This window comes from Streptomyces sp. NBC_01288 (assembly GCF_035982055.1).
Classification (GTDB): Bacteria; Actinomycetota; Actinomycetes; order Streptomycetales; family Streptomycetaceae; genus Streptomyces.
Window position 1 is genome coordinate 2,028,733 of record NZ_CP108427.1, and the last position, 25,887, is coordinate 2,054,619.

General features: G+C 68.7%; 19 protein-coding genes and 1 pseudogene. 15 read left to right on the plus strand and 5 right to left on the minus strand.

Translation table 11 applies throughout. The features are described 5' to 3' along the window. The first annotated feature begins 80 nt into the window (after window positions 1-80). The 3 genes from OG194_RS08925 (at window position 81) to OG194_RS08935 (ending at window position 4,700) form a co-directional block, all read left to right on the plus strand. Window positions 81-2,897, plus strand: coding sequence for an ATP-binding protein (locus OG194_RS08925; protein ID WP_327400317.1), 2,817 nt, complete (start codon window positions 81-83; stop codon window positions 2,895-2,897). A gap of 201 nt (window positions 2,898-3,098) precedes the next feature. Continuing rightward, entirely contained in the window at window positions 3,099-3,890 is a 792-nt protein-coding gene (locus tag OG194_RS08930) for a S1 family peptidase (RefSeq protein WP_327400318.1), read from the plus strand. 162 nt (window positions 3,891-4,052) lie between these two features. Then, window positions 4,053-4,700 carry a LysE family translocator gene (locus tag OG194_RS08935; RefSeq protein WP_327400319.1) on the plus strand — a complete coding sequence of 216 codons (648 nt, stop codon included), beginning with the start codon at window positions 4,053-4,055 and terminating at the stop codon, window positions 4,698-4,700. Between the two features lie 30 nt (window positions 4,701-4,730). Here OG194_RS08935 and OG194_RS08940 read toward each other — a convergent pair whose 3' ends face one another. Continuing rightward, the gene (locus OG194_RS08940; RefSeq protein ID WP_327407018.1) at window positions 4,731-5,831 is read right to left on the minus strand and encodes a winged helix DNA-binding domain-containing protein; all 1,101 of its coding nucleotides are present in this window, start codon (window positions 5,829-5,831) and stop codon (window positions 4,731-4,733) included. 238 nt (window positions 5,832-6,069) lie between these two features. On the opposite strand from OG194_RS08940, the gene OG194_RS08945 reads away from it, so the two are divergent. Then, window positions 6,070-7,251, plus strand: coding sequence for a magnesium and cobalt transport protein CorA (locus OG194_RS08945; protein WP_327400320.1), 1,182 nt, complete (start codon window positions 6,070-6,072; stop codon window positions 7,249-7,251). Window positions 7,252-7,537: 286 nt separating this feature from the next. Here OG194_RS08945 and OG194_RS08950 read toward each other — a convergent pair whose 3' ends face one another. From OG194_RS08950 to OG194_RS08960, 3 genes are all read right to left on the minus strand, one after another. After that, window positions 7,538-8,764 carry a tyrosine-type recombinase/integrase gene (locus tag OG194_RS08950; protein ID WP_327400321.1) on the minus strand — a complete coding sequence of 409 codons (1,227 nt, stop codon included), beginning with the start codon at window positions 8,762-8,764 and terminating at the stop codon, window positions 7,538-7,540. Window positions 8,765-8,811: 47 nt separating this feature from the next. Beyond that, a complete protein-coding gene (locus OG194_RS08955; RefSeq protein ID WP_327400322.1) occupies window positions 8,812-9,135 on the minus strand; it encodes a helix-turn-helix transcriptional regulator in 324 nt (107 codons plus the stop codon). Between the two features lie 233 nt (window positions 9,136-9,368). Then, window positions 9,369-9,626, minus strand: coding sequence for a helix-turn-helix domain-containing protein (locus tag OG194_RS08960; RefSeq protein WP_327400323.1), 258 nt, complete (start codon window positions 9,624-9,626; stop codon window positions 9,369-9,371). A gap of 511 nt (window positions 9,627-10,137) precedes the next feature. Here OG194_RS08960 and OG194_RS08965 point away from each other — a divergent pair. From OG194_RS08965 to OG194_RS09015, 11 genes and pseudogenes are all read left to right on the plus strand, one after another. Continuing rightward, window positions 10,138-11,067, plus strand: a complete 930-nt coding sequence (locus OG194_RS08965) for a hypothetical protein (RefSeq protein WP_327400324.1) — start codon at window positions 10,138-10,140, stop codon at window positions 11,065-11,067. Then, window positions 11,064-11,759: an ATP-binding protein gene (locus tag OG194_RS08970; RefSeq protein WP_327407019.1), complete on the plus strand. Its 696-nt coding sequence runs from the start codon at window positions 11,064-11,066 to the stop codon at window positions 11,757-11,759. The genes OG194_RS08965 and OG194_RS08970 overlap by 4 nt, the downstream gene beginning before the upstream one ends. Before the next feature lie 93 nt (window positions 11,760-11,852). Beyond that, complete coding sequence (locus OG194_RS08975; RefSeq protein WP_327400325.1) at window positions 11,853-13,172, plus strand: hypothetical protein; 1,320 nt, start codon at window positions 11,853-11,855, stop codon at window positions 13,170-13,172. 309 nt (window positions 13,173-13,481) lie between these two features. Further along, complete coding sequence (locus tag OG194_RS08980) at window positions 13,482-13,823, plus strand: plasmid mobilization relaxosome protein MobC (RefSeq protein ID WP_327400326.1); 342 nt, start codon at window positions 13,482-13,484, stop codon at window positions 13,821-13,823. After that, window positions 13,820-15,520 carry a relaxase/mobilization nuclease domain-containing protein gene (locus OG194_RS08985; protein WP_327400327.1) on the plus strand — a complete coding sequence of 567 codons (1,701 nt, stop codon included), beginning with the start codon at window positions 13,820-13,822 and terminating at the stop codon, window positions 15,518-15,520. Before OG194_RS08980 ends, OG194_RS08985 begins: the two co-directional genes overlap by 4 nt. 1,024 nt (window positions 15,521-16,544) lie before the next feature. Then, complete coding sequence (locus OG194_RS08990) at window positions 16,545-16,826, plus strand: hypothetical protein (RefSeq protein ID WP_327400328.1); 282 nt, start codon at window positions 16,545-16,547, stop codon at window positions 16,824-16,826. Beyond that, window positions 16,823-18,892, plus strand: coding sequence for a hypothetical protein (locus OG194_RS08995; RefSeq protein WP_327400329.1), 2,070 nt, complete (start codon window positions 16,823-16,825; stop codon window positions 18,890-18,892). Before OG194_RS08990 ends, OG194_RS08995 begins: the two co-directional genes overlap by 4 nt. Beyond that, entirely contained in the window at window positions 18,889-19,818 is a 930-nt protein-coding gene (locus OG194_RS09000) for an AAA family ATPase (RefSeq protein ID WP_327400330.1), read from the plus strand. Before OG194_RS08995 ends, OG194_RS09000 begins: the two co-directional genes overlap by 4 nt. A gap of 13 nt (window positions 19,819-19,831) precedes the next feature. Continuing rightward, a pseudogene (locus tag OG194_RS09005) lies at window positions 19,832-21,178 on the plus strand (SAV_2336 N-terminal domain-related protein); the annotation flags it as partial. Further along, window positions 21,173-23,041: an ATP-binding SpoIIE family protein phosphatase gene (locus tag OG194_RS09010; protein ID WP_442811786.1), complete on the plus strand. Its 1,869-nt coding sequence runs from the start codon at window positions 21,173-21,175 to the stop codon at window positions 23,039-23,041. The pseudogene OG194_RS09005 and the gene OG194_RS09010, both read left to right, overlap by 6 nt. A gap of 120 nt (window positions 23,042-23,161) precedes the next feature. Next, window positions 23,162-24,187, plus strand: coding sequence for an NAD-dependent epimerase/dehydratase family protein (locus OG194_RS09015; RefSeq protein WP_327400331.1), 1,026 nt, complete (start codon window positions 23,162-23,164; stop codon window positions 24,185-24,187). A 6-nt stretch (window positions 24,188-24,193) separates the two neighbouring features. On the opposite strand, the gene OG194_RS09020 is transcribed toward OG194_RS09015, so the two are convergent. After that, window positions 24,194-25,519 carry a DNA-binding protein gene (locus tag OG194_RS09020; RefSeq protein ID WP_327400332.1) on the minus strand — a complete coding sequence of 442 codons (1,326 nt, stop codon included), beginning with the start codon at window positions 25,517-25,519 and terminating at the stop codon, window positions 24,194-24,196. Between the last annotated feature and the right edge of the window lie 368 nt (window positions 25,520-25,887).

Consider the following 25,887-nt stretch of genomic DNA (forward strand, 5'->3'; position numbering starts at 1 on the left):
TTTCCCTCACGACCCCGTCCATCCGAATTTCAAGGACTGATTGCCTAATATTGGCCCGGACACGACACACGAGGGGAGCGGTGACCGTGCGACGGGACTTCAAGGAGCCTGCCAGAACGCGCCCCGACCTGGTCATCGGCCGGGAGGAGATGTTCAACGCCGCCCGTGACCAGCTCGCCGAGGGTGGCAGTGTGCTGCTCCACGGCCCCGCCGGAATAGGAAAGTCGACCGTCCTGCGGGCGTTGGCCGCGGAATACGGCGAGACGGCGCGCACCGTGTTGCGCTGCTCGGCCACGGAGTCCGAATCCCATCTCCCCTTCCTGGCCCTCGCCGACCTCCTTGGTCTGGTCCTGGACGAGGTGTCCGAGCGACTGCCCGCCGCCCAGCGCACCGCACTGGAATCCGCGCTCACCGGCCGCGGCGAGTCCTCCCTCCAGCGCGACGGACTCGCCCTGCGCCTGGCCGTCCTGTCCGCGCTGCGCGCCCTCGCGGCCGACGGTCCCGTGCTCGTCGTAGCGGACGATCTCCAGTGGCTGGACCCGGCCAGCGCGGAGTTGCTCGGGTTCGCCGCGCGGCGGCTCGGGGACACCCAGGTGCAGATGGTGTTCGCGGTGCGCACCGAGGGCCAGGAGTACGACCGGTATCTGAGCGCGTCGCCGCCGGACACCCTCGCGTTCCGGCTCAGTCCGCTGTCCCGGGCGCAGGTGTCGGCGCTGCTCGACCATCGCGGGTACACCGGGCTGCCGCGTTCCACGGTCCGCGAGATCCACCGTACGAGTGGCGGAAACCCGTTGTTCGCGCTGGAGTTGGGGCGCGCGCTGGCCGAGAACCCGACCCCGCCGAGACCGGGCGAGCCGCTGCCCGTGCCCACTTCACTACGCGCGTTGGTGCTGAGCCGGCTCGACATGCTGCCCGCCGAGGCGCGCCGCACGCTGCTGGTCGCGAGCGCGGGCGCCCGGCCCACCGTCGCCCTGCTCCAGACGGCCGGCCGCGAGAACGCCGAAGCCGAGACCGCCCAGGCGGCCGAACTCGGCCTGCTGGCAACGGAGTCCGAGGCTCCCGCCGTACGGTTCGCGCATCCGCTGATCTCGGCCGCGCTGTACGCGGAGGCTCCCGCGCAGGAGCGGCGGGCCGCGCACGCGGCGCTCTCGACCGCGGCCTCCGACCCCATCGAGCGCGCCCGGCACCTGGCCCTCGCGACCACCGGCACCAACCCGGAGGTCGCCGCCCGGCTCGCCGAGGCCGCGACCCTGGCCCGCGACCGCGGGGCCCCCTCGGTCGCCGCGTCGCTCGGACTGCTGGCCGCCCGACACACCCCCGGCGACAGCGTGCCGGGGCCCGACGAGCGCCGGTTGCAGGCATCCGAGGACGCCATCACCGCCGGCGAGCTGGACCTCGCCCGGGACATCGCGCGCGAGGTGCTGACCCGGACCTCGGTGCCCGCCGAGCGGGTGCGGGCCTGGATCATCGTGATCGACACCGCCGGCCACTCCATGGCGGACGTCGACGCCGTCTTCCCGCAGGCCCTCGCCGACGCGGGCGACGACCCCCGGCTGCTCGCCCTGGTCCGCTACCAACTGGCCTGGCGCGCCCTGCTCGTTGAGGGCGACTTCGCCGAGGCCCGCGCCGAGACCGCGCGCTCGGCCGAACTCGCCGCCCGCGCCGGTGACCGGCGCACCGAACTCCTCGCACTCTCCTTCCAGGCGCAGACCGAGACCCTGATGGGCCATCCGGACGCCCCGCTCACCATCAAGCGCGCGTTGAAGGAGCCCCAGGACCCGAGGGTGGCGTGCCATCACAACGGCGCGGGCTCGGCCCGGTTCCGCTGGCTGGTGATGAGCGATCAGCTGCCCGAGGCACGCGCGACCATCACCGCGCTGCTGCGCGAGGTGCGGCGTCGCGGGTCGGTGGAGAGTGAGGTGCACTTCCTGCGCGGCTTCGCCGAGACCGAACTGCGCTCCGGGCACTGCGGCCGCGCCCTCGACCTGGCCCGCGAGGGCCTGCGGCTGGCCCGCGACTCCGGGATCGGCCAGACGGCGTCCGCGATGCTCACCGCGCTCGCCGAGGCCTCCGGCGGTGACGTCGAGGAGGGGCTGGCGCTGGCCCGCGAGGCGGTGGAGCACGCCGAGGAGGACGGCGACCAGATGTATCTCTCCCGTGCTCTCGGGGCCCTGGGGTACGCCCAGTTGGTCGCCGGGGACGCGCACGGCACGGTCCGCTCGCTGCGCCGGGTCCGCGAGCTGGAGCAGGCCCTCGGGGTGACCGACCCGGCGCGCGGCCGCTGGCACGGCGACCTCGCCGAGGCCCTCGTCCGGATCGGCGAGACCACCGAGGCCCAGGACGTCATCGACGTGACACGTGAACGCGCGCTGCGCCTCGGCCGCGAGAGCGTCCTCGCCGTACTCGACCGCGCCGAGGCCCTCGTCCGGGCGGCCCGCGGCGAACACGACGAGGCCGTAGCCCAACTGACGTCGGTTCAGGACCGCCTCGCCAAACTGGGCTACGGCCTGGAGGAGGCCCGCGCCGCCTTCGCGCTGGCGTCGCTGCGCACCGGACAGCCCGGACCCACCTCGTACGACGAGGCGACCCGGCTGTTCCGCCGGTGCCGGGCGCTGCCCTGGCTGCGCCAAGTGGACGAGGCTGCCGTCACCAGGGCGCCGGAGCCGGCGCCCGTGCCCACGCCCGCGCCCACCCTCGAAGGACTCGACGGGCTGGCCTCGATGGAGCGTCAGGTCGCCGCGCTCGTCATGGAGGGCGCCACCAACCGGGAGATCGCCGCCCGGCTGTTCATCAGCGTCAAGACGGTCGAGGCGACCCTGACCCGCGTCTACCGCAAGCTGGGGATCCGCTCCCGGGTGGATATCGTCCGACTGGCGGCGGGGCGCCGTCCGAACTGAGGACCCTACGGGTTTACTGTGCGGCGACCGAGGGTTTTCCCTGCCCAACTCCCCTAGGGGGTTCCCTCATTGGGAGCAGGGTGTTCCGGGTTCTAGCTTATGGGTGTGCCGCTCGCCCGGGCATACGGGGGTCGGTCCCGCGACCCCCGTTGCACCCCCCACACCCGCGCGACCCCCACCGGCAACCCAATGAGGAGACTCATGTTCGGGCTCAACCGCGCCAAGAGAACCACCGCAGTCGTCGCAGCAGCCGCCGCTGCCGCAGCGACCGCACTGCTCAGCGCCCCCACCGCTGTGGCAGCCCCCCAGCCCATCGTCGGCGGTTCCACGACCACGACGACGTCGTACCCGTTCGTCATGCAGATCACGGACGCCTCGCAGAACCAGTTCTGCGGCGGCACGCTCGTCTCCGCCACCAAGGTGGTCACCGCCGCCCACTGCATGGTCGGCGAGACCACCAGCAGCGTGCGCGTGGTCGGCGGCCGTACGTACCTCAACGGTACGAACGGCACCGTCAGCAAGGTCAGCAAGATCTGGATCAACCCCAGCTACACGGACGCCACCAACGGCGACGACGTGGCCGTGCTGACCCTGTCGACGTCGATGCCGTACACCACGGCCTCGTACGTCTCCTCCTCCCAGACCAGCGTGTACGCGGCCGGCACCACCGCCCGCATCCTCGGCTGGGGCACCACCTCGGAGAGCGGCAGCTCCTCCAACCAGCTGCGGACCGCGACCGTCCCGATCGTGTCCGACTCCAGCTGCAAGAGCTCCTACGGTTCGGACTTCATCGCGTCCGACATGGTTTGCGCCGGATACACATCCGGCGGCGTAGACACCTGCCAGGGCGACAGCGGCGGTCCCCTGCTCATCGGGGGCGTCCTGGCAGGGATCACTTCTTGGGGCGAGGGCTGTGCCGAGGCGGGTTACCCGGGTGTCTACTCCCGGCTGACCACGTTCTCCAGCCTGGTGACCACACAGGTCAACTCGTAACCCGGAAGAACTCCTGAGCACTCCTCAGGGAAAAACCAGGGTGCGTTGCGGGCTTCCACGAGCAGCCCGCAACGCACCCTATCCATGTGTACTGGGCAGTCCTCGACCCTAGAGCGGACCCCTTCCCGCCTGTTTCAATGAGCGCCGGATAGGAGTGATCGCATGGTGTCCACGGACCGTTTCCTCGCCTTCGCCGCGATGTCGTTGCTGGTGATCGTGATCCCGGGCCCGAGTGTCCTGTTCGTCATCGGCCGCGCACTCGCCCACGGCCGCCGCACAGCGGTGGCGACGGCGCTCGGCAACGTCTTCGGCTCGTACCTGCTGGTGACGGCGGTGGCGTTCGGCATCGGCGCACTGGTCGAACGCTCGGTCACGATCTACCTGACGGTGAAGCTGGCGGGCGCGGCCTACCTCGTGTACCTCGGGGTCCAGGCGTTCCGCCACCGCAAGGACCTCAAGGCATCCGCGATGCGAACCGCTCCTGGGCAGGAGCCCCGAGGCGACCTCCGCACGGTCCTCGACGGCGCCCTGGTCGGCGTCACCAACCCCAAGGGCGTGGTGTTCTTCGCCGCCGTACTCCCCCAGTTCGTCAACCACTCCGCGGGCCACGTCCCGCTCCAGATGCTCCTGCTCGGCCTCATCCCGATCTCGATCGGCCTGGTCACGGACACCCTCTGGGGCCTCACCGCCTCGGCGGCCCGCACGTGGTTCGCCGGCTCCGACCGCCGCCTGTCCCTGATCGGCGGCGCGGGCGGCTGCACGATGATCGGCCTGGGCGTGACGGTCGCGGTGACGGGCCGCGCGGACTGACACCGTCCGCGGGTCGCGGGTTCTCTGGCTCTACCTCTGTACGACCGTCCCGAACCGGATGTCGTACGACGTCCCCTTGTGCATGGTGTCGAGCATCCGCGTACCCTCGGCGACCACCTCATCCCGCTGAACCTTGCTCAGCTTGCCGAAGGGCTCGACGACGAGGTGGCCGTTCCCCTCGTCGACTTTCCAGACCCCGGCGAGGAACCCGTCGACGAGGAACGTGCGGTGAGCGACGTTGCCCCACCAGGCACGGCCCCAGTACTCGGGCGGTACGACCCGAGTGCGGTCGGCGTGGGAGAGGAGCAGGTTGTCGAACTCCGGCAGGAAACGTGGCGGGGCCGGGGTGTCCGCGTCGGGCCGGGGCGCGTCCGGGAGGTCGAAGAGCTCGACGCCGTTCGGATCGTAGAAGGTGACGAGCTGCGGACGCAGCCGCTCGAAGGCCTCACGCAGCCGGGTCAGACCCGCCCAGATCTGCATGTCCTTGACGGAGGCCGGCCCGAAGGCGGCGAGATAGCGCAGGACGGTCGCGTCCGGGGCGGGCGCGGGTTCGGCGGGCCGCCCGAGCCAGTGCTCGGCGGTGGTGAGCGCGACTTGTCCGCTACGGCCCCACAGCCCGCGCGGGGTGACCTGGACGAGCGGGAGCTTGCAGCGGGCGGCGATCCCGAGGGCCTGCGGGTCGGCGTCGGGCCACTCGACGAGAAGCGCCTCGCGCAACTCCTTCATGGTGCGCGGCTCGACCTCGACGAGTTCACGGGCGAGTACCGCGAGCCGGTCCAGGTCGACGCCGACGAGCCCCTTGCGGAAATTGCCGAGCTCACGATCGCGGGCGGCCTGCACGAGCGGGCGGAGGGTGAGGCAGTCGGCGGCGGTGTGGGTGTGGATGGTGGAGCGCATGCTGACGATCCGGACGACCTCGCGCTCGGCCATCAGCCCGGACAGTTCCTCGGGCGCGAATCCGTCGAGGCGGGCGGCGAGGGCGTAGTACGGCGGCTTGACGTTCTGGGCCTGGAGGCCGAGGAGATGCTCGACGGCGGCGTGAGCGGAGAGGGGTGAGCGGCGGAGGAGGAGTTGCCGGGCGAGGGTGGCGCGGTTGAGGGAGCGGGGGTCGAGTACGGGGGCCTTCGTCATGGTCGCCGCCTTCGTCACCTTGGTTGCCTTGGTTGCCTTGGTCGTCACGCTCCGCACGCTAACGGTGATTGCGGACACCTTCTGTCCGCAACTCTCACCGAACCCTGGACCCCAGACCCCGGACCCCAGACCTCCGATCCCGATCCCGATCCACACCCAGGCCGTTTACCCTTTGCCCCGTATATCCTGCTCGTGCTCCGTGATCACGCAGACGTAGGCCCGATCGAGAGGCACCGCGATGCCCCAGCGACGCGCCCGCCCCACGTCGAACAACGGCAGAAACGGCAGGCCGCCCGCCAGGACGTCCGGCTGGCGCCGCACACCGACCCCGCCCCCGGCGCCCGCACCCGAGCCCCCGGTGTCCACCTCCGACGCGACCCCCTCGGAACCGTCCGACGCGGGCAGCGTCGTCCAGGCAGCCCTGTACCGGGACGGCGTACGCGTCTCGGCACCGGACACCCTCGCCGACACGTTCCGCGAGCTGCGCGAACAGCCGTCCGGCATGGCCTGGATCGGCTTGGCCCGCCCCACCGAAGATGAACTCCTGTCCCTGGCAGCGGAGTTCGACCTCCACCCGCTGGCGGTCGAGGACGCGATGGAAGCCCACCAGCGCCCGAAACTGGAGCGCTACGGCGAGACGCTGTTCGTGGTCCTGAGCGCGGCCCGCTACCTGGACACCACGGAGGAGGTCGACTTCGGCGAGCTGCACGTCTTCGTCGGCCCGGACTTCGTGATCACGGTCCGGCACGGCGCGGCCCCCGATCTGTCGGCGGTCCGCCAACGCATGGAGGAATCCCCGGAGTTGCTGAAACTCGGCCCCGAGGCGGTGCTGTACGCCATCCTCGACGCGGTCGTCGACGGCTACGCGCCCGTCGTCGCCGGCGTCCAGATCGACATCGACGAGATCGAGACGGAGGTCTTCCGCGGCGACCCGGAGGTCTCCCGCCGCATCTACGAACTCTCCCGCGAAATGGTCGAGTTCCAGCGCGCCACCCGCCCCCTGGTCGGCATGCTGCACAGCCTGATGGCAGGCTTCGCGAAGTACGGCACCGACGAGGAACTCCAGCGCTACCTCCGCGACGTGGCCGACCACGTCACCCACACCAGCGAACGCGTCGACGCCTTCCGCCAGGCCCTCACGGACATGCTCACGGTGAACGCGACCCTCGTCACCCAGCAACAGAACGCGGAGATGCGGGCGTTGGCGGAGGCGGGGTTCGAGCAGAACGAGGAGATCAAGAAGATTTCTTCTTGGGCGGCGATTCTGTTCGCGCCGACGTTGGTGGGGACGATCTACGGGATGAACTTCGATCGGATGCCGGAGTTGCACTGGGTACTTGGATACCCCTTCGCAATCCTACTGATGGCGGTGGTGTGCACCAGTTTGTACGTCATCTTCAAGCGGAAAGACTGGCTCTGAGTAATCGCCTCTGGAGGCACTCCCGGGAGTGGGCACGGCCCGGATCGCAGGCTCCGGCGACTCTTTCCAGGCCGCTGGGGAGAATCTGGGGAGAATGAGCCGCGCTCCGATGCGGGCGGTGTCCTGCGATCGCGGGCGTTGACCTGCGGAAGCCTCGCCGTTGAAGCGCAGGCTGGGAGCAAGGATCAGCACGGAGAGTAGCGAACTTCCCTCGCGGAACGCCGAAACGGGAGGGCACAGCCGATCGCTGTGCCCACCCGTTTCGTGGGTCGTGTTGAGCGGATGTCTACGCGACCAGTGCAGGCTGGCTGAGCAGGGCGTCGATGGCGCCGCGCCCCTTGCCGCCGGCCTCCGGCATGAAGTGGGCGTAGTAGTCCAAGGTGATGGTCGGGCTCGAATGGCCGAGCCAGCGGGCCAGGGTGACGACGGACTCGCCCGCTTCGAGGATGACCGAAGCGTACGTGTGCCGGAGCACGTGGAAGCCGTCCTTGCGAGACGCCTTCCACCGCTCGCCCTTCTGCCGCATGGGGATGACGCCGGCGGCTGCCAAGGCCGGCTTCCACACCTCGACGTTGAAGATGTTCGCGCGAAGGGCGTTGCCGTACGTCGTGGTGATGACGAGCGGGAACTTCTTCGTCTCCCGGTCGGACTCCGGACCGCCCCATGGCAGCTCCACCTCGACCGCTGGGTACTCCATGAAGTACTGGGCCAGGGCAGCCGCGACCGACGGAGGCATGTCGACGACGCGGGTCTTGCCGCCCTTCGGCAAGGTGAAGTACAGCCGCCCGCCGAGGAGTTGGACCTGTCGGCGGATACGCACGACTCCACGGGCGAAGTCGACATCCTCCGGCGACAACCCGAAGACCTCGCCCTGCCGCAGCCCGCAGCCCAGCGCGAGCACGACTGCGACACGGTAGCGCGCGCTGATCGCGTCTCGTACGCGCTGCGCGGTCTCCAAGGGCCAGGCTTCCCTCTGATCCTCCGGCGGCTTGGGCCACCGCACGGACTTGGCCCGCATCGGGTTGCGCACCAGGCGCTTGTCGTCGATGGCGGTCTCGAAGATGTTCGAGAGCGAGCCGAGGATCTGCCGGGCGTATCGCGGTGAGAGTTCGCTTTCCAGCGTGGCGATGTACTCGCGCAGTACCGCCGGACTGATGTCCCGCAGGGCGACGGTGCCCAGTTGAGGCCGGATGTGGAGGCGGACGCGTTCGTCGATGCGTTTGACCGTGCCGGGCGCTCCACGAACTCCTGTCTGCCAAAAGCGTGTTACGTAGTCGTCCAGAGTGATCGAGCCGTCGCGGGGATCGACGAACTCACCGCGTTCACTGTCGGTGCCGGCCCTGCGCAACCACGCCTTGGCGTCTTCGAGCACGTCGAACGACTTGTCCCGGACGCCAGGGATACCGGCGACGCGGTACCGGGAGCCCTTGCCGTAGCGGGTGGTGCGTTCCCGCTTGCCGGTGTCGGGGTCCTTCTTCTTCTTGATCCAACGGTCTTCTATGTAGCCGGCCAAATACTTCCCTCGATGGCAGGTTGCGTGCGGTAGAAGTCAGCCCGGGGTCAGGCGCCCGTGGCGTAGTCCGAGCGTTTCTGCGGTGCGGCATCCAATGGGCTCAGGGTCGTATTGGAACGCGAGTCGGCCTGCTCCTGTTCGCGGATCCAGGCGTCGAGCGCTTCTATCCGGTACATGACGCGACCACGCGACCCCATCCGGAAACTGGGCGGGCCGTTTCGGCGATGCCGCCAGACGTAGAGGGTGTGCGGGGACAGACCGAGGTATTCGGCGGCGTCTTTCACGCTCAGGAATGCCTGGCGCGTTGTGGGGGTGGCATCCGGAACTTGGATAGAACTCGGCTTCGGAGCAGAAGGCGGACGTGCAGGCATGGTTGGCCTCCGTGGGTGTGGCGCGGGGGTGGGTGTGGTCTGCCAGGCGGCGCGACATTGGAAAGGGGCGCTCTCTGCCGAGCGCGGTTGGCGAACACCATCAATGGTGCGGAGGATCCCCGGTTTCGGTAACCGGGGATCTCGTGCTATACGCCCCAGCGAGTACGAGCCGTACGGCCCGGGGCAAGCACTCGCCGACGGACCCGGACTGTGAATCCAGCTCCGGGGTCAGGTCAGACGAGTGTGGGGTCTCCGAGGAGCACTGGGGGTGCGACGTGCAGTGCCTCGGCGAGAGCCACGAGGTCGTCGATGTCGCACCGGCGCTGAACGCGTTCGATGCGAGACAGCATGGTGTTGGACATCGGGTGGCCAAGTGCGGTGACGTGGCGGGCGAGTTGGCGTTGCGACAAGCCGCGTTCGGTGCGGAGGATTTCGATGGTGCGGGCCGCCCGTATTCCTGCGGGGCCGATTTCCAATGAGCGTGCGGGCATGGCTCCAGTTGTAGCGTCCATTCGCCGGTTTGGTTAACCGGCGATCGTGGTCTATGTTCCCCCGCGTTGTCCGCATGCGGAGCGGTTCCCCGCGCTGACATGACCCGAGAGCCGCCGCGCTGATCGCCGCTCAGTGACTGCTGCGACATGGGGTGTTGTGTTGTAGCTTGCCCGTCGCCAGCACGTCAACGGCTTCCCGATGTGATGCTTCTGGCTCGGAAACCGGCACAACTATTTGGTCAACCGGCGATCGTGCCTTACCGTTTTGCCACCGCCCTCTACCGCCTGCTTTTACGGCTGCCTTTCTGCCGTAAGAGATTGCGCGGGATGGGGCTGGACTTGCGCGACCTGGGTGTGGCTATGTTGACGACACCCCCGGAAAGCGCGAGCGGCCATTAGCGCGCCCCGTGCCGCCGGCCGGTCAACTCCCCCACCCCGTACGCCCGTACCGCCGAGCGACGGTGAGCCGTGGGCACCTGCCCACCTGCAACCGAGTGAGGACCCGCCCCTCTTGGCACGAATCCGCACCATCAAGCCCGAAGCCTTCGTCTCCGAGTCCCTGGCCGCCGTCTCACTGACCGCCGAGCGCACCTTCTTCGGCCTGCTTACCCAGGCCGACGACCAGGGCCGTCATCGCGACCACGCCGCCATCATCGCCGGGCAGCTGTGGGTCCTGCGCCCCGACCACACACCCTCCGACGTCGAGACGGACCTCGCCCAGCTCGCCGACGCCGGACTGATCTGCCGATACACAAGCCCGGACGACAAGCGGTACCTGCACGTCGTCACATGGCACCAGCATCAGAAGATCAACCGGCCGAGCGTGAGCCGTCTGCCCGGCTGCCCTCGCCACAACGGGCCGTCCGGCACCCGGCCGATTGCCGCCGCACCGGTGGCGGAGGCGAGCGTCACGGAGTCCGCACCGTTGCCTCACGGAACCCTCCGTGAGACCTCCTGCGAAGCGCGCGAGCCTGCACCGCATTCGGGATCTGATAGGAAACCGGCAGGTCAGAACGATTTCACGGAGCCCTCCGTGAGGGAGTCAGGAACCCTCCCCGCATCGGCGGTGACGCCTCACCGTCCGGATCTAGGACCTAGGACCATGGATCTAGGAAATACCCCTTCGGGGGGCGCAAGCGCCCACACGCCCGACACCCTCTCGGCCAGGGAGCTCCTTGCCGAGTACGTCAGCGCGTGCAACCACCGCCCACCGGACGACGTCCTGAAGCGTCTCGGCGGACAGGTGCGCAAGCTGCTCGACGAGGGCATCGCCACCGACTACCTCCGGGCCGCTCTGAGACTCCATCGGCTCAAGGGCCTGTCCCCGAGCGTCCTGCCGAGTCTCGTCCACGAGGTCATGAACGCCGCGCCCGTACCAGCCACCCACAAGGCATGGACGAATCCCGCCGATGTCGACGCCGCCTACGGAGGTGACCTCTGACCGCCATCCTCACCCGCGAGCCCCACCGGGTCGGCCCGATCGCCGACCGGCTCAACGGCATCCTGGCCACGCGCGGCATCGACCCCGCGGTCACGGCCCAGGAACCACCCGCCGAACCGGTCACCGCCCTGGAGCTTGCTGACGCCCGCATCCCCGCCCGCTACCGTCGTGCCCTGGCCGACCACCCGCAGATCACCGCCTGGGCCGACCGGATCGCCCGCGCCGGGCGCCCCGGACCCGGCGGACCGGGCATCGCCGAGGGACCGTCGCTGCTGATCGCCGGCCCCACCGGCACCGGCAAGACCTACCAGGGATACGGCGCGGTCCGTGCCCTCCTCTCGCGAGGGGTGCGCCTGCGCTGGGAAGCCACCACCAGCGCCGACCTGCACGCGCGCCTCCGCCCTCGCGCCGGGCACGACGGCGAGCGGGAGCTTCAGACGCTGGCCCGCTGCCCCCTGCTGCTCCTGGACGACCTCGGCGCGGCCAAGACCAGCAAGTGGACCGAGGAGTTGACCTACCGGCTCATCAACCACCGCTACGAGCACATGCTCCCCACCCTCATCACCACGAACCTGCCGATCCCCGAGCTGCGCACCGCACTCGGCGACCGCGTCGCCTCCCGCCTCGCCGAGATGACCGAACGCGTCATCCTCACCGGACCCGACCGACGCCGCACCGCGCCCACCGCCTGACGGCAGCCCGCGTCTCCCCCTCGCCCTCACCTCACCCCGCCGCCCACGCAAGAGGCATGCACTCGCTCGCGTGGACCCTTGGAGAGCCTCTGCATGACCCCTGGCACCACCGCACTCATCAGCGCCAACGGCACCGGCATACCCGCCTGGCCGCACTGGATCCCTGCGCCTGTGCCCGTCGCGGTCCTGGTCGCCGTCGCCCTGTCCGTCGCATGGTCCATACGGCGGCGCCTACAGAATCGGGACCCCGAGCAGCGCCGTAGCACCGCCGCGGTCCGGGTCGTCGCCATCGCCGCGATCGGCTGTACCGCCTACAGCGCGGACACCAGCTGGCGGTTCGCCGCCGACTATCTCGACATGGGCAGCAGCATCGAACGGGCGGCGATGTTCGCCGCCGCCGAACTCGCGCTGTTCTCCACCGCCCTGCTCGCCCGGGCAAACCTCAACGGCCCGAAGCAAGCACCCGGTATGCCCGGCACCCTCATCTGGGTGATCACCGGCGTGCAGATCGTGCCCGCCTACGCCGAGTCCGGGCTGGTCGGCGGAACCGTGCGGGCCTTCGTCGGCCCGGTCCTGGCAGCCCTACTGTGGCACCTGGCCATGGGCATCGAACTGCGCCACCGCACCCCTGACGCCGACTCCCGCAGCCTGACGGCCGTCATCGCCCGACAGGCACGCGAACGCCTTCTGGCACGCCTCGGGATCGCCGACCGGGATGCGGACGCCGCCCGGATCATCCGCGACCGCGCCCTCGACCAAGCCGTCACCCTGATCCTCCGGGCAGAGACAATGACGCCCAATCAGCGCACCAATTGGCGAGGCCGGCGCCTCACCCGCCGCCTGCACCAGGCCCTAGAACAGGCCGATGTCGACCGCGACGAGCGCCAGGACGAGTTGCTGCTGCGCAAGCTCGCCACCCGCCAACAGGCCCTCACCCTGGCCTCCATTCCGCTGCCCCGGCGTTGGCCCGCCCTCGTCACGGGCAGGACGGTCAGCTCTACGACTGCCCGCCCGCGCGCCGTAGCGACGAAGCGGGCCGAGAATCCGGGCCGCCCGTCCGAGAGCGACGCGGGCGATGACACCGCCCACCGGGAGCCCGAAATCCGCCCGCACCAGCCCGCCCGCACCACCACGAGCCGAGAACTAAATCCGGGCAAGGAACCGTCGGATGCCGATCCGGGCAAGGCCACGCGGGCGAAGCCGAACCGCCCGGGCCCCAGACCGCGCGCGACACGGGAAGTCCTCACCTCCTACGCCCACCGAATCCACGGCGAGACCGGACGTCTCTCCCGCGATCTGCTGGAGGACACCGTGCGCGAGGACGGTTACAGCGTCGCCAGCGACACCGCCGGGGAGGTCGTCCGCACCGTCAAGGCCGAGCTGAGGGCCGCTCACGCCGACCATCCCCACTGAACCGCTCCGATCTCAACACCCAAGGAAGAACACTCAATGCACGGCTCGAACCACGAACTGCCCACAGTCCAAAGGGAGATGACCATCTCAGCGCCATCGGGAGCAAGTTGTACCGGAAGCGATGCTTCCGGAGTTCCCGCCCCGAGGGTGGCGGGAACAGCCCGGCACCAGGGGGCACCGGACAGTCAGGCTGCGACCGAGGGCGGACCGCAGCAGGGAAGGGAACGGCAGGCCGAGTCCCTTGCAAAGAGACGTCAGCGCGCCCGTCAGCCGAAGTCACGCAAGCGCCTGCGCCAGCCCAGCTGCCGCATGAACGACGCCGAGTTCAAGCGCTTCACTGACGCAGCCGCCCACTGCGAGATGTCCAACGCCGCCTTCCTCGCCTACTCCGTCGACAAGGCCGCCCGTGACCTGACCCGCACCGCCGCCGAGATCGCCACCGAACGAGAGGTCATCGCCGAGTTGTTCGCCGCCCGTCGGCACCTGGGCCGCATCCACGGCCTGTTCAACCAGGTCGCCAAGGCCCTCAACTCCGGCGCCGACGCACCCCACCTGGACGCCATGGCCCAAGCCGTCGGCACTGCCGCCCGCCGCATGGAGGACGCCGCCGATGCTCTGCTCGCCCACCGCGACGGCGGTGCGCCTGAGTGATCCCCAGCATCCACGACCGCGGCAGCGAGACGATCGGGCTCATCAGCTACCTCTACGGCCCCGGCACCAAAGAGGAGCACATCGACCCGCACCTGGTGGCCGCCTTCGACCCGCTCACCCCCGACCCCGGCCGCGACCCCAAGGCCACCTACGAACAGCTCCAGCACCTGCTCGACCAGCCCGTCAACGCCCTGCCCGCCAGCAAACGCCCCGAAAAGCACGTATGGCACCTGTCCGTACGGGCCGCCCCCGAGGACCCGATCCTGTCCGACGAGGACTGGGCAGCCATCGCCCGCCGCATGGCCGCCACCACCGGCATCGCCCCCGAAGGCGACGAAACCGCCTGCCGCTGGGCAGCCATCCGGCACGCCGACGATCACATCCACATCATCGCCACCCTCGTACGCGACGACGGCCGCCGACCCCGCCTGCACAACGAGGCCCGCCGTGCCCAGACCGAGTGCCGCCGCATCGAAGCCGATTACAGCCTGCGCCGCGTCCCAGCCGGGGACGGGACCGCCGCCAAGCGGCCAACCAGCGCCGAACGGCACAAAGCCGAACGCGAGGGCCGGGACCGTACTGCCCGCGAGGAGTTGCGCGAGGCTGTGCGCCGCGCGGTGGCCGGCGCGAGCAGTGAGGAGGAGTTCCTCGGCCGCCTCAAGACCGCCGGACTTCTCGTACGCACCAAGATGCTGCCCTCCGGCGACTTGCAGGGGTACAAGGTCGCCCTGCCCGACGACCGCAACGGGGATAAGGAGCCCATCTGGTTCGCCGGATCCACCCTCGCCCCCGATCTGTCCCTGCCCCGAATCCGGAAACGGTTCACCGCCCCCACGGACACGGCCGCGCAGCCCACGGCGCTGGACCCGAGCGGCGCCTCGGCACCAGCCCGCGCCCGCTACGTCGCCGTCCAGGCCGCCGACTCCGCCCTCGCGTCGATGACATCCGCGGACGACAACACAGTGGCAGCCCAGCTGACCGGGGTCGGCGAGGTCCTCGACGCTCTCGCCCAGACCTCACCCCCCTCCAGCCGCGCCGAACTGCAAGCAGCCGCACGGCACTTCGAGCGCGCAAGTCGCTCCCACATCCGCGCCAAGAACGAGGAGATGTACGCCCTGCGCCGTGCAGCCGGCCAGATCGTCCACTCCGGCACGGCCCTCGGCCGCGGCCCGGACGGTGCCGCAACCGCCCTGATCCTCGATGTCGTGATTCTGGCCGTTGTCGCTGCCGCCCACTGGCACGCCGCTCGTGGCCACGCCCAGCAGGCCGAGGCCGCACAGCTCGCCGCTCGCCACCTGCGTAGCGCCTACCAGGCCACCGCTGCCGGCCCACTGGCCACACTGCGCGCTCACGGCGAACGCCTGCCCGCCCCGAACCGACGACGCCACGCCGCCATGGTCCGCACCGCCCTCCCCCACCTGGCCGACCGCCTCCAAGCCGAGCCCGGTTGGGACGGACTGACAGCCGTCCTCGACCAGGCCGAACAGGCTGGCCACGACACGGCGGCCCTGCTGGCCAAAGCCGCAGCCCAACGCGAACTCGACAGCGCCGACTCGGCCAGCGACGTCTTGGTTTGGAGGCTGCACCACCTCGGTTACATCACCACGCCGCCTGGCCGTTCGAAGCCGACTCCTACTGCAGTCCCCGCCGTCGCGACCGCGCCCCGGCAAGAAGTGATGCGATCGCGCCGACTCTGACTGTCCCAGGCCAGCCCATATCCGCGAACGCGCTGGTCAGCGAGCGCAAGCCGCGCCGTCTGCCCGGCTCCAACACCGCCGAGGCAGCACCACGGCTCGTGAGCTCAATGGTCACTAGTGCCTGCCCGACCACCTGGAAATGGTGCCGGACAGCGCTACCGTCCAACTGGAGGCTCCTCTTGCCCTGGTGGCTAACCTCGCGCAGCCGTGCCCGCGCGAGGGCTCCGCTTGCTAATCTCGACTTTTCTCTAAGAACGCGGACCGTGTCGACTGCCTTTGTGTGCAGCGCTGTTGGGCCAGTGCACATGTGCGGTGGGACGGGGAGGGGGACCACGGCGTGAGACCTGCCTTGGTGTTCATTCATGGGATCGGTGGCGCACGAGACCCCGAGACGGAACGTGACTCCTGGCTCGCGGCCCTGGCTGTCGGAGCCCACAAGGCGGGTCATTCGCCGGACGGATTGGCACTGGCTCAAAACGGCTTCGTTGACACGGCCTTCGCCTACTACGGGGATCTGTTCGCGCCCCCGCAAACACAAGGAGGCGCGGCGCCCCACGTCGAAGTAGGTGAGGGCGAAGTGTTCCGGCATATGCTGGAGGACTTGATTGACACTCAGCTGGCGCTCTACCCCGGCGACAGTGAACGGCGCGTCCTGCAGTACGCGCGCGTGGAGCTGACGGCTACACAGCAGGCTCAGGGGAGCGGAGATGTCGCACGACGACTGGTGAATGTCTGCACAACCTTGCTAGCCCTGCCGGGATTACGTCGCGGGGGCCAGTGGGCGAGCGGTCGCCTCATGGCAGGGCACCTTTCCCAAGTGACCCGTTATCTGGCCAGGTCCGAGGTGGACAGCAACGGACGCACTCTCGACGAACGCATCCGCAATCGCGTCTTGGACTTCCTGGACAACGGCAGGCCAACAGTCGTCATAGCGCACTCCCTCGGGAGCGTCGTGGCACTGGAATCCCTACACCACCATGGGGGTCGCATCCCGTTGCTCGTGACTTTGGGATCCCCGATAGGCATGCGCACCGTCGTACGCCCTCGGCTGCGCCCTCAGCCGCCTGCCACCCCGGACTGCGTGGAGCGCTGGCTCAACCTCTGGGACCGGGACGACATCATCGCTCCTCGCCCATGGCTGGAGCGGGACGTACTGCCCAACGCTGGTGGCTGCCTGCCGGTGAGCGATCGGGTGGACTCGGACGGCATCTGGGTCCACACGGCCACTAAATACCTGGCGCAGGCAAGCGTGGCCGGTCCGGTCGTGGAGGCCATGCGGCTCGCCGGGGAGGGGACAGCTGCATGACCGACTCACGGCTGCTTCTCGTCGTGGCGCCCCAGAACACCGTCGTGGGCTATCTGGACGAGTTGGAAGGCGCCGCGCGTGCCTTGGCGGAGGTACTCCAGCAAAACGATCTGGGCCGGTGCTTACCCGCACCGGCTGGCGGAGTTGCCCTGTTGTACGGCACAGAAGTGACGCAGGTCCGGATTGAGGCCGCAGTGCGTGCTGCCGCCCGGCGGGCCGGGGACGTCGGCGCCACACTGGTCCTGGCCTTCCTCGGCCATGGCATGGCGCCGCCCGGACGCTCGGAGTTATACGTAATGGGGGCCGACACGAAGCCGGATGTACTCAGTACTGCGGTGAACGTCGGCCATCTCATCATCGAGGCAGCGGACCAGCCCGGAGTCAACGGCGTCATCGGTCTGGTCGACACCTGCCACGCTGCAGGAGCCGTGCCCGACGTTAAGGCTCTGGTGGCAGGTGTACGGGGCGGGCGCACCCGAGTATCCCTGCTCATGGCCTCTGGGGCCGACCAGAAAGCCTACGACCTCGTGTTCAGCCGGCAGCTCACCGAATTGCTGAGACAGGGCCTCTCGGGCGCAGGGAAACACATGGGGGTATCCGCGCTCAGAGAGGCGCTGAGGCATGTGGTCACCGGCCAGGACGTCGTCAGTCTGGAGCACGACGGTGATCACTTTGCGGTGGACGAGCTGTGGCTGTCGCACAATCCCCGCCTCGTCGGCGCCGATCGCCCTGGCCCTGGCAAGTTCGGTAACGAGGACCTTCGATTGGCTCTGGAAGCGGTCGGCCCCGCCGTGACCTGGCCGGAACCCTGGACACTGCACGAGCTGGACCGGGTGCGACACGAGATTCAACGGATCAAGGAGACCGGCACAGGAATCGGCCCGGCTGCCCTCGTCCAACGGGCGGTGCACATCGTTGACGGCCTGCGTATCTGCCTCGTCAGCCGGTCCTTCCTCGCATCCTGGATGGGCAGCAAGCTGACTACTCAACGGCTGCGCAAGGCACTGCCTGCCATGCCTGCCGACGCGCACGCGCTAGTGCCACACACCACGGGCACTGCGCTGCTCACGGATCTCCTCGAACTGCTCGTCCTACGCGCACCGCGGGTCGGCGACAGTAGGACAGCACTACTCACCAGCTTCGTCGCGGCGCTCGGAGCCGATGCCGGGCTGGACCTCTCCGCTCCCGAAGTTGCGACATGGGCAGACGTCTGCGGGGCCCAGATCGAGCTCAACGACACCCAGGAGAATCTCTCCCGCGGCCAAGCCGAGCGGCGACTGCGGCTGGTAGTCAGCCTGCACGCCACGGTGGCGGACGACTGGCCCGAGTCGCTGGACCTGTGGCTGCTGGACGACGGCGCAGTGTGCGAACGAGCGGAGATCGCCTGCGCGCCCACGCAGGCGGCGGTCGAGGCAAAGGTCGGAGAAGCTGTCGCCTGGGCCCGCAAGCACGCGCGGCAGCGCCGTGCGCCGCTGAAACACGTGGACGTCGCCGTCCCCACTTCGCTGCTCCTTCGTTGGAAGCCCGAAGAAACCGACTTCGGCGTGCGTCTGGGCGTGAACTACGACGTGGTGGTGCGCTGGAGCATGCGCCTGAACCCACCTGCTCACCTATGGTGGATCAACGATCACGCTCGGGCGGGCCTGGAGCGGATGAGCAGTTGCGCGACCAAGGCTCCCGTCGACTGGCTGGCCGAACAGGACACGGGCCAACCGCAGGACTTCGGAGACCTGTTGCGGGCTGGCAGGTACACGCGTGCCGTGGCGTTCGCGCACCGGCCGGCTCATCTGAAGCAGCTGATGGAACTGCTACTGGCATACGTGCCGGTCGTGCTGTGGCCCGACACAAACAATGACTTCTCATCGGCGGAACAGACTCTCCTGGATATGTTCTGGGACCGTCTGCCGACAGAACTGGCCGAAGCGTACCGACAGCGCTGGCAAGGCGGTTCTGCTGCCCCGTCTGACCGGCTCGCCGATCTGAGATCTGTCTGGCACGACCTCGAATGGCTCGACTTCTGCAGTTGGTTCGACAGTCGCGACGTCGTAAACGGGAGCGTTTCATGACCTGGAGTCCGTACTACACCGGGGACGGCGTCCCGCGAGACGTGGAACTCGCACCTCCTCCGCCGTGGCGGACGTTCCCACGCCGTGCAATGGCGAAGGAATTCCAGCCGCCCGCAGGACTCGTGGAATCCGTGAACGCGGCGCTGCACCTGCGGCGGCCATTGCTCCTGACGGGCCCGGCTGGATCGGGTAAATCAACCGTCATCGAGCAGGTGGCCAGCGAGCTGAAACTTGGAGGCGTGCTGCGCTGGCACATCACCTCCCGCAGTACCCTGACCGACGCGCTGTACCGATACGACGCCCTGGGCCGCATCCATGCGCAACGCCTCGGCCAATCAGGCGGGGTCGACAACATCGCACCTTTCATGCAATTGGGGCCGCTTGGCACAGCCCTGCTGCCTTCGGACCAGCCCAACGCGCTACTGATCGACGAAGTGGACAAGAGCGACCTCGATCTCCCCAGCGATTTGCTCGACGTCCTGGAACGCGGCGAATTTGAGATCCCCGAACTCGCCCGCTACCAAGAGGACGTCGTCTCCGTCCGGCAGTGGGGCGGCGACGAGCACCACGACATCGAGCGGGGCCGTGTGCGCTGCACGCAGTTTCCCTTCATCGTCATGACGAGTAACGGCGAGCGTGACTTCCCAGCCGCCTTCCTTCGCCGATGCATCCGCTACACCATGCAGCCGCCCACGGTTTCCTTGCTTCGCCAGATGATCATGGCTCATTTGCAGATCGACATCGAGGACGGAGGACCGGTCCAAGACCTTGTCGAGGAATTCGTGGCCAGAGTCGACGGCGGCGACAGCCTGGCCATCGATCAACTACTCAATGCCGTTCATGTGATGTCCGGAACCACAGTTCCGGGCGACGGCAGACGGCAGTATGTCGTCGAACTGCTGATGCGAGAGCTGTCACGTGCCTGACCACTTGTCGCATGTGTTGCATCACCTCCTTGCGGAGGGGGCGCTGGACCTGGATGACACGGCGCTGGCCGAAGCCGTTTGGCTGGCTGCCACGTTCCGTGGGAAACCGGTCCGGTCGCACACAGGCACCGAAGAACCCGAACCGGTGACGCCGCGGACCGACGGTTCACAGAGGCACCGGCCGCGTAGCGGTCGGGCGGTCGCGGGCTCGCCCCGGTCTGGCATGGCGATACATGAGCAGCTGTCCGACAGCCGGGGCAGTGTGTCGGGCGAATTGGTCGCCGTCACGCGTGGCCGGGCCCTGCCCCAAGCCCTGGATCTGTCACGTGCGTTGCGGGCCTACAAACGGCCGTGGGCGGCTGGCCTGCACACGGAACTCGACGTCGAGCAGACGATTGACGGATACGCGCGCAGCGGTGAGCTGATCCCGGCGTTCCGAGCGGCTCCGGAGCGGTGGTTCGACCTGTTGCTGATTGTCGACCGGACGCTGTCCATGCAGGTGTGGAAAGAAACCATCGCCGAGCTGGAGCGCGTGCTTAACCACCTTGGAGCCTTCCGCCTTCTGCGCACCTGGGGGCTGACTTTCGAGGGCTCGCAGCCCCTTCTCCACGATCACCAGGGGGCGGCGGCTGGCCCCGACCACGTGCTCTCACCCCAGGGGAGGCGTTTGGTCCTCGTCATCTCCGACTGCTCGGCCCACGGGTGGTACCGCGCGGAAGTTTGGAGGCAGCTGCGCGCCTGGGCTCAGTCGACACCGGTGGCACTGCTCGATCCGCTACCTCCGAAGCTCTGGAGGCGCAGCGCGCTGGACCTCCCAGGCGTCACCGCCAGGCAGCCTGTGCCAGGCAACGGCAGCACCACGCTGCGCTTTGACATGCCGCTGCTCCTGCAGGACTCGGGAACCGATAGATCGCCGTGGTTCCCTGTCCCCGTCCTCTCGTTGAGCCCTCACTCATTCGGCCGCTGGGCACGCGCGCAGATGCGCGGCGATCCAGGCGGCTGCGACGCGGTGCTCGTTCCCCCAGCGGGGCGCGTTCAGCGCGGCAACGTCCGCCACACCCACGTGGCCCGGGTGGACCCTGTCCAAGCGTTCGTGCGGACAGCTTCACCAGACGCGGCCAAACTGGCCATCCTGTGCGCATTGGCTGGACGCGTCAGTTTGCCCGTTCTCCACTTGATCCGGCAGGAGTTCGTACCCGAGGCCACGGTCGCCGACATTGCCGAACTGATCACGAGTGACATCGTGTCTCTTCATCCTCAGGACGACGGCACGTTGGTTGTGACCTTCCGCAGCGGCGCCGAAGAGGAACTGAAGCGACTGCTACCTCAACATGAGGCGTGGCGACTGTACGGGATGCTAGATAGATACGTGAGCGTCTGCGCTCCCGGTACCAGTGTGCCCGCGGTTTTGGACGATCAAGAAGCGCTGCACCGGCTCCCCGCCGAAATGAGGCCGTTCGGTCAGGCTGCCCTTGATGTTCTACGGGCGCTCAACGCCGACGACGGCGAAGACGAGCCAGCCGGTATGGCGGCGGTCGTCGCCTCGGCGACGGCTCGGATTGCTGGGGAACTCGACATCGATGAGATCAGCCGTGCCTTGTTCGAAACCACGATCCCGGGTTTCGCTGACGGCCTCGTCCTCTACCTGCGCGACCCCTTGCCGGTCGGCGACGAGCGGCCCCTGGGCCCTGTGGTGCTGAGGCGATGGCGTACGGACCGAAGCTGGAGGGGCTATGACGCTGAGGACTTCCTGGCGCCCTCCTTCCTTCCGGAGCCTGATGTCGGAGAGGCCGCAGAGCTGTGCGAGGTGCTGCCCGACGGCGCACTCGCCGACGTGCTACGTCGAGTACGGCCCATGTTCATGGATTCGCCCACCTCCGTCGATGCGTTGAACGAACTTCTGGGCGACGGACACACCGCAGCGGGTGGCCAGCGAGCCATCCTTGCGCCTTTGCGTGGCCGCCGTCGGGTGATTGGCGCCGTCGTCTTTCTGCGTGACCGAGACCGGGTGCCCTTTGCGGGCGACGATCTGTTGCTCTCGGCCCAACTGGCCACGCACAGCGCGATCGCGATCGACAAGGCCGTGCTCTACGGGCAGGAGGCGGGCAGCAACAAGGAACTGCAGCGTGCGATGCTGCCGGAGACGCTGCCCCGGTCAAGCGGCATCCAACTCGCCGCCCGATACCTTCCTGCCTCGCAGACGGCCCAGGTGGGTGGCGACTGGTACGACGCGATCCCGCTGCCCGGCAGCCGGATCGCCCTGGTCGTCGGCGACGTCATGGGCCACACCACGACGTCGGCCGCGATTATGGGCCAACTCCGCACCACCGCCCAGACGTTGGCCAGCCTCGACCTGCCCCCGCAGGAGGTCCTGCACCACCTCGACGAACAGGCCCAGCGCCTCGGCACCGACCGCATGGCGACCTGCCTCTACGCGGTCTACGACCCGGTCTCGCACCGCATCACCATCGCCAACGCGGGACACCCGCCGCCGGTGCTGCTGCACCTGAGCGGCCGGGCCGAGGTCCTGCGGGTGCCGGAGGGCGCGCCGGTCGGTGTCGGCGGCATCAACTATGAAGCCGTGGAGCTAAATGCCCCGGCCGGGGCGACGCTGCTGTTGTATACCGACGGCTTAGTCGAGTCGCGCGAGCAGGACGTGTGGACCGGGATAGAACAGCTGCGCGAGAGGCTCGCCGGGGTCGCCCAACAGGCCGACCCCGGCCATCCGCCGCCGCTCGAGGCGCTGTGCGACGAGGTGCTCGACATGCTCGGCTCCGGCTTCCAGGACGACGACGTCGTGCTGCTCGCTGCCCGCTTCGAGGGAATTTCACCAAGCAACGTGGCGTACTGGTCCCTCGACCCGAAGTACCAAGCGCCAGGCCGGGCCCGGCAAGTGGCACGCCAGGCGCTGGCACGCTGGGGCTTGGAGGCCACTAGCGATGCTGTCGTACTTCTGATCAACGAACTTGTGACCAACGCCATACTCCATGCGTCGGGGCCAATCACGCTACGACTGCTGCGCACAGACGTGCTGCGCTGCGAAGTTGGCGACGGCACGCCCCAACTTCCGCGGCTCAAAAAACCATGGACCCCGGATAAGGGCGAGTTTGGTCTGCACTTGGTCAACACGATCGCCAGCCGATGGGGCAGCACTCGACTCAGCACTGGCAAGGTCGTGTGGTTTGAATACCGCCTGCCTGACGCTCCGGACGTCGCCCCCTGAGGCACTCGCTCAGCACCAGCCGCCGCATCAGCCAGCCCGGGTTTGTTCGCGGCAACTGGAGGATTTCCACTTGTTCCGCGGTCCCTTTTCCCGTGCCATCGAGGAGGGCAGGATCTTGGTATGAAGATTCTGGTCTTGGGTGGTACATGGTTCTTGGGCAAGAGCATCGTGGCGGAGGCGCTACGCCGCGGCTGGGATGTGACAACGTTCAACCGCGGCCGGTCCGGGCACGACGTGTCCGAGGTGCACACGGTCCATGGCGATCGCACCAAGGTTGCGGATCTCAACCGGCTTGCTGCCCAGGGTCCTTGGGACGCGGTGATCGATACGTCGAGTTCCGAGTTTCCGCCGCGCGACGTGCGGCTGGCCGCACAGGCCCTGCGCGACGCGGCACCCCGATGGGTGCATGTGTCCACCGTGTCGGTGTACGCGGGGTGGCCGCACCACACACTGACCGAGGAGTCCGAGGTACTGGAGTGCCCGTCGGACGCGGACGAGTCCTTCGGTTACACCGGCGCCGACGGGTCACCCACCAAGTACGGGTTCCAGAAGGCCGGCGGGGAGCGGGCGGTCGCCGAGGCGTTCGGCGATGGGGTGGTGTTCCTGCGGCCGGGGGTCATCCTCGGGCCGGGTGAGTACGTGGGCAGGCTGCCGTGGTGGCTGAACCGGGCGAGCCGGGGCGGATCGGTGCTGGCACCGGCTCCGGCCGACCAGATCATCCAGCCGGTCGATGTGCGCGATGTCGCGGCCTTCGCCCTGGACCAGGCGGCTGCCAGCACCGGCGGCGCCTACAACCTGGCCCATCCGGAGGGCATGAGGTTCGGAGACTTCCTGCTCGCCTGCCTTGCCGTCACCGAGTCGAACGATCACCTGGTGTGGGTGGAGCCCGAGGTGCTCATCGAGCACGAGGTCCGGCAGTGGACCGAGCTGCCCCTCTGGCGTACCCACGCCGGCGTGTGGTCGGTGGACTCCAGCAAGGCAATGGCGGCCGGGCTGCGGTGCCGACCGCTGACCGAGACGATCACGGACACGTGGGCCTGGCTGCGGGCCGACGGACGCCCGGTGGATCACCCTCGCTGGGCGGAGCACGGAATCGCCCCTGAAAAGGAGGCCAAGATCCTCGCTGCACTGGCCTCCACCTCCTGAGTCGGCTCATCCCTCCAGAACGGCCACCGCGCCGGCTCCCACGCCCAGTTGGTGCTGAGCTGCGAGGCGACTGAAGTGTTCCAGGCGCTCACTCATTTCGTCAGCGAGGGGCGCCCGTCGGAACCGCTCGTCGGTCAATGCGCGGCGGACGCGCGCGGTACGGGTCAACAGACCGGTGGCGCGCTGCTCGCCGGGCACGATCCAGACGCGTTCGAGAGCGTCGGCGGCGCCGTCGAGGTCACCGCACAGGAGCCGGGCCGCGGCCAGGTCCGCGGCAGCCCCGCCCACGACGCGTGCGGAGCGGAGGGCCTCGGGCTTGCCTGCCACCAGGTCGAGCGCAGTGCGGGCAGCGGCCTCGGCCTGTTCGCCGTCGCCGAGCAGCAGACAGGTCGAGGCGTTGGACATGGCCAGTCGGTCGTCGGGGAAGCCGAACTCGCCCGCCACGCCGTCGTGCAGGTCGTCGATGTGTCCACGCCCTTCCTGGCGAGAGGCGTTGAGCGCCTGCTGGGCCGAGGCAGCGTCTCCTCGGTGGCCGTGCGCGCGTGCCTCGATGGCCGCCAGGCGACGATGTGCGACATCGCCGAGCCCCGTGAACATCTGCGCTCGCTGGGCGATCTGGGCCGCTTCGGCGGGCCGACCCGAGAAGTAGGCGATGTAGGCGAGGGCACCGCCAGCGAAAGCCCGCAGTGGGGTGAAGCGGGCGGTCTCGCCATACAGGGCGGCGGCCCGGGCGAGACGGGTGGCACCGTCGAGCGAGCCGAGATCGAAGGCTGCGGCGGACAGCAGCGCGCAGGCTTGTCCGGCGATGACCAACAGGTCCTGCTGCTGGGCGGGTACCTGGGTGCGGTCGCGGTGCTGTTCGGCTTCCTCCCTCAACTTCCGTGCGGTCTGGAGGACTTCGAATGCCGAGAAGGAGTGGTAGCTGCGGGCGAGTTCGGCGACGTCGTCGCGCAGCTGGTCGAGTGTGGTGTCGGAGATGGACGCGGAGGCGGCAGCACCAGCCTCGTTGGACGCGTCGCGTGCGGTCATGTCGATCTCGTCTTTCAGGCTGAACGCGGGTGCGGGTGACTCGGCTGAGGGAGGCGCCTGAAACAGGGCAGCTGCGCTGACGCCGAACATCTCCTCCAGTACCCGGCAGGCGTCCGGGCCGGGCAGGGTCCGGATGGTGCCCGCGGTCCAACGGCGGAACTGCGCCTCGGAGATCGTCGGGTTCGCGGTGCCCTTCCTGATGACCTTCTCGGCGGTGCGGGTGAAGTGGCCCACGAAGTCGCCGTAGCGCCAGTGACGTTGGGCCACCAGGGCCTTGAGCAGCGTCCTGGGACGTTCATCCATCATCGGCCCCTCTCGGCCAAAGAAGACCACTGACCAACCATCGTCGGCCTTTGGCCTGCGGCTCCCTCGCATTCAGGGGACCCCGCCATACGAGGGAGCCGCAACCGCCTTGGTGCAGACGACACTTCGAAGCTACCCGCGTGCCACGTGCGTCACCTGGAAGAGCGGCAGACGCTACCCGCTGGGCCATGGTGACGACATCCGTCCCGGCCTCACTCTGATCGCCGTCACCTAGTGCGAGGACACCATCTCCTGCGACGTACCCGCCGCTGGAGGCGTCCCTGCCCGGACAGTCCGTCTCTTCCCAAGGAGCACCGCCGTGAAGCAGGAAAGCCCCCCACCGGCCCTCCAGGACAGACGGACGCTCT

Excerpts from the sequence above, each read along its gene's own strand:
- OG194_RS08930 (WP_327400318.1), top strand. The coding sequence starts at position 3,099 with ATGTTCGGGCTCAACCGCGCCAAGAGAACCACCGCAGTCGTCGCAGCA.
- OG194_RS08935 (WP_327400319.1), top strand. The coding sequence starts at position 4,053 with ATGGTGTCCACGGACCGTTTCCTCGCCTTCGCCGCGATGTCGTTGCTG.
- OG194_RS08940 (WP_327407018.1), bottom strand. The coding sequence starts at position 5,831 with ATGACGAAGGCCCCCGTACTCGACCCCCGCTCCCTCAACCGCGCCACC.
- OG194_RS08945 (WP_327400320.1), top strand. The coding sequence starts at position 6,070 with ATGCCCCAGCGACGCGCCCGCCCCACGTCGAACAACGGCAGAAACGGC.
- OG194_RS08955 (WP_327400322.1), bottom strand. The coding sequence starts at position 9,135 with ATGCCTGCACGTCCGCCTTCTGCTCCGAAGCCGAGTTCTATCCAAGTT.
- OG194_RS08960 (WP_327400323.1), bottom strand. The coding sequence starts at position 9,626 with ATGCCCGCACGCTCATTGGAAATCGGCCCCGCAGGAATACGGGCGGCC.
- OG194_RS08975 (WP_327400325.1), top strand. The coding sequence starts at position 11,853 with ATGACCCCTGGCACCACCGCACTCATCAGCGCCAACGGCACCGGCATA.
- OG194_RS08980 (WP_327400326.1), top strand. The coding sequence starts at position 13,482 with ATGAACGACGCCGAGTTCAAGCGCTTCACTGACGCAGCCGCCCACTGC.
- OG194_RS08990 (WP_327400328.1), top strand. The coding sequence starts at position 16,545 with ATGCGCACCGTCGTACGCCCTCGGCTGCGCCCTCAGCCGCCTGCCACC.
- OG194_RS08995 (WP_327400329.1), top strand. The coding sequence starts at position 16,823 with ATGACCGACTCACGGCTGCTTCTCGTCGTGGCGCCCCAGAACACCGTC.
- OG194_RS09000 (WP_327400330.1), top strand. The coding sequence starts at position 18,889 with ATGACCTGGAGTCCGTACTACACCGGGGACGGCGTCCCGCGAGACGTG.
- OG194_RS09010 (WP_442811786.1), top strand. The coding sequence starts at position 21,173 with ATGCTAGATAGATACGTGAGCGTCTGCGCTCCCGGTACCAGTGTGCCC.
- OG194_RS09015 (WP_327400331.1), top strand. The coding sequence starts at position 23,162 with ATGAAGATTCTGGTCTTGGGTGGTACATGGTTCTTGGGCAAGAGCATC.
- OG194_RS09020 (WP_327400332.1), bottom strand. The coding sequence starts at position 25,519 with ATGGATGAACGTCCCAGGACGCTGCTCAAGGCCCTGGTGGCCCAACGT.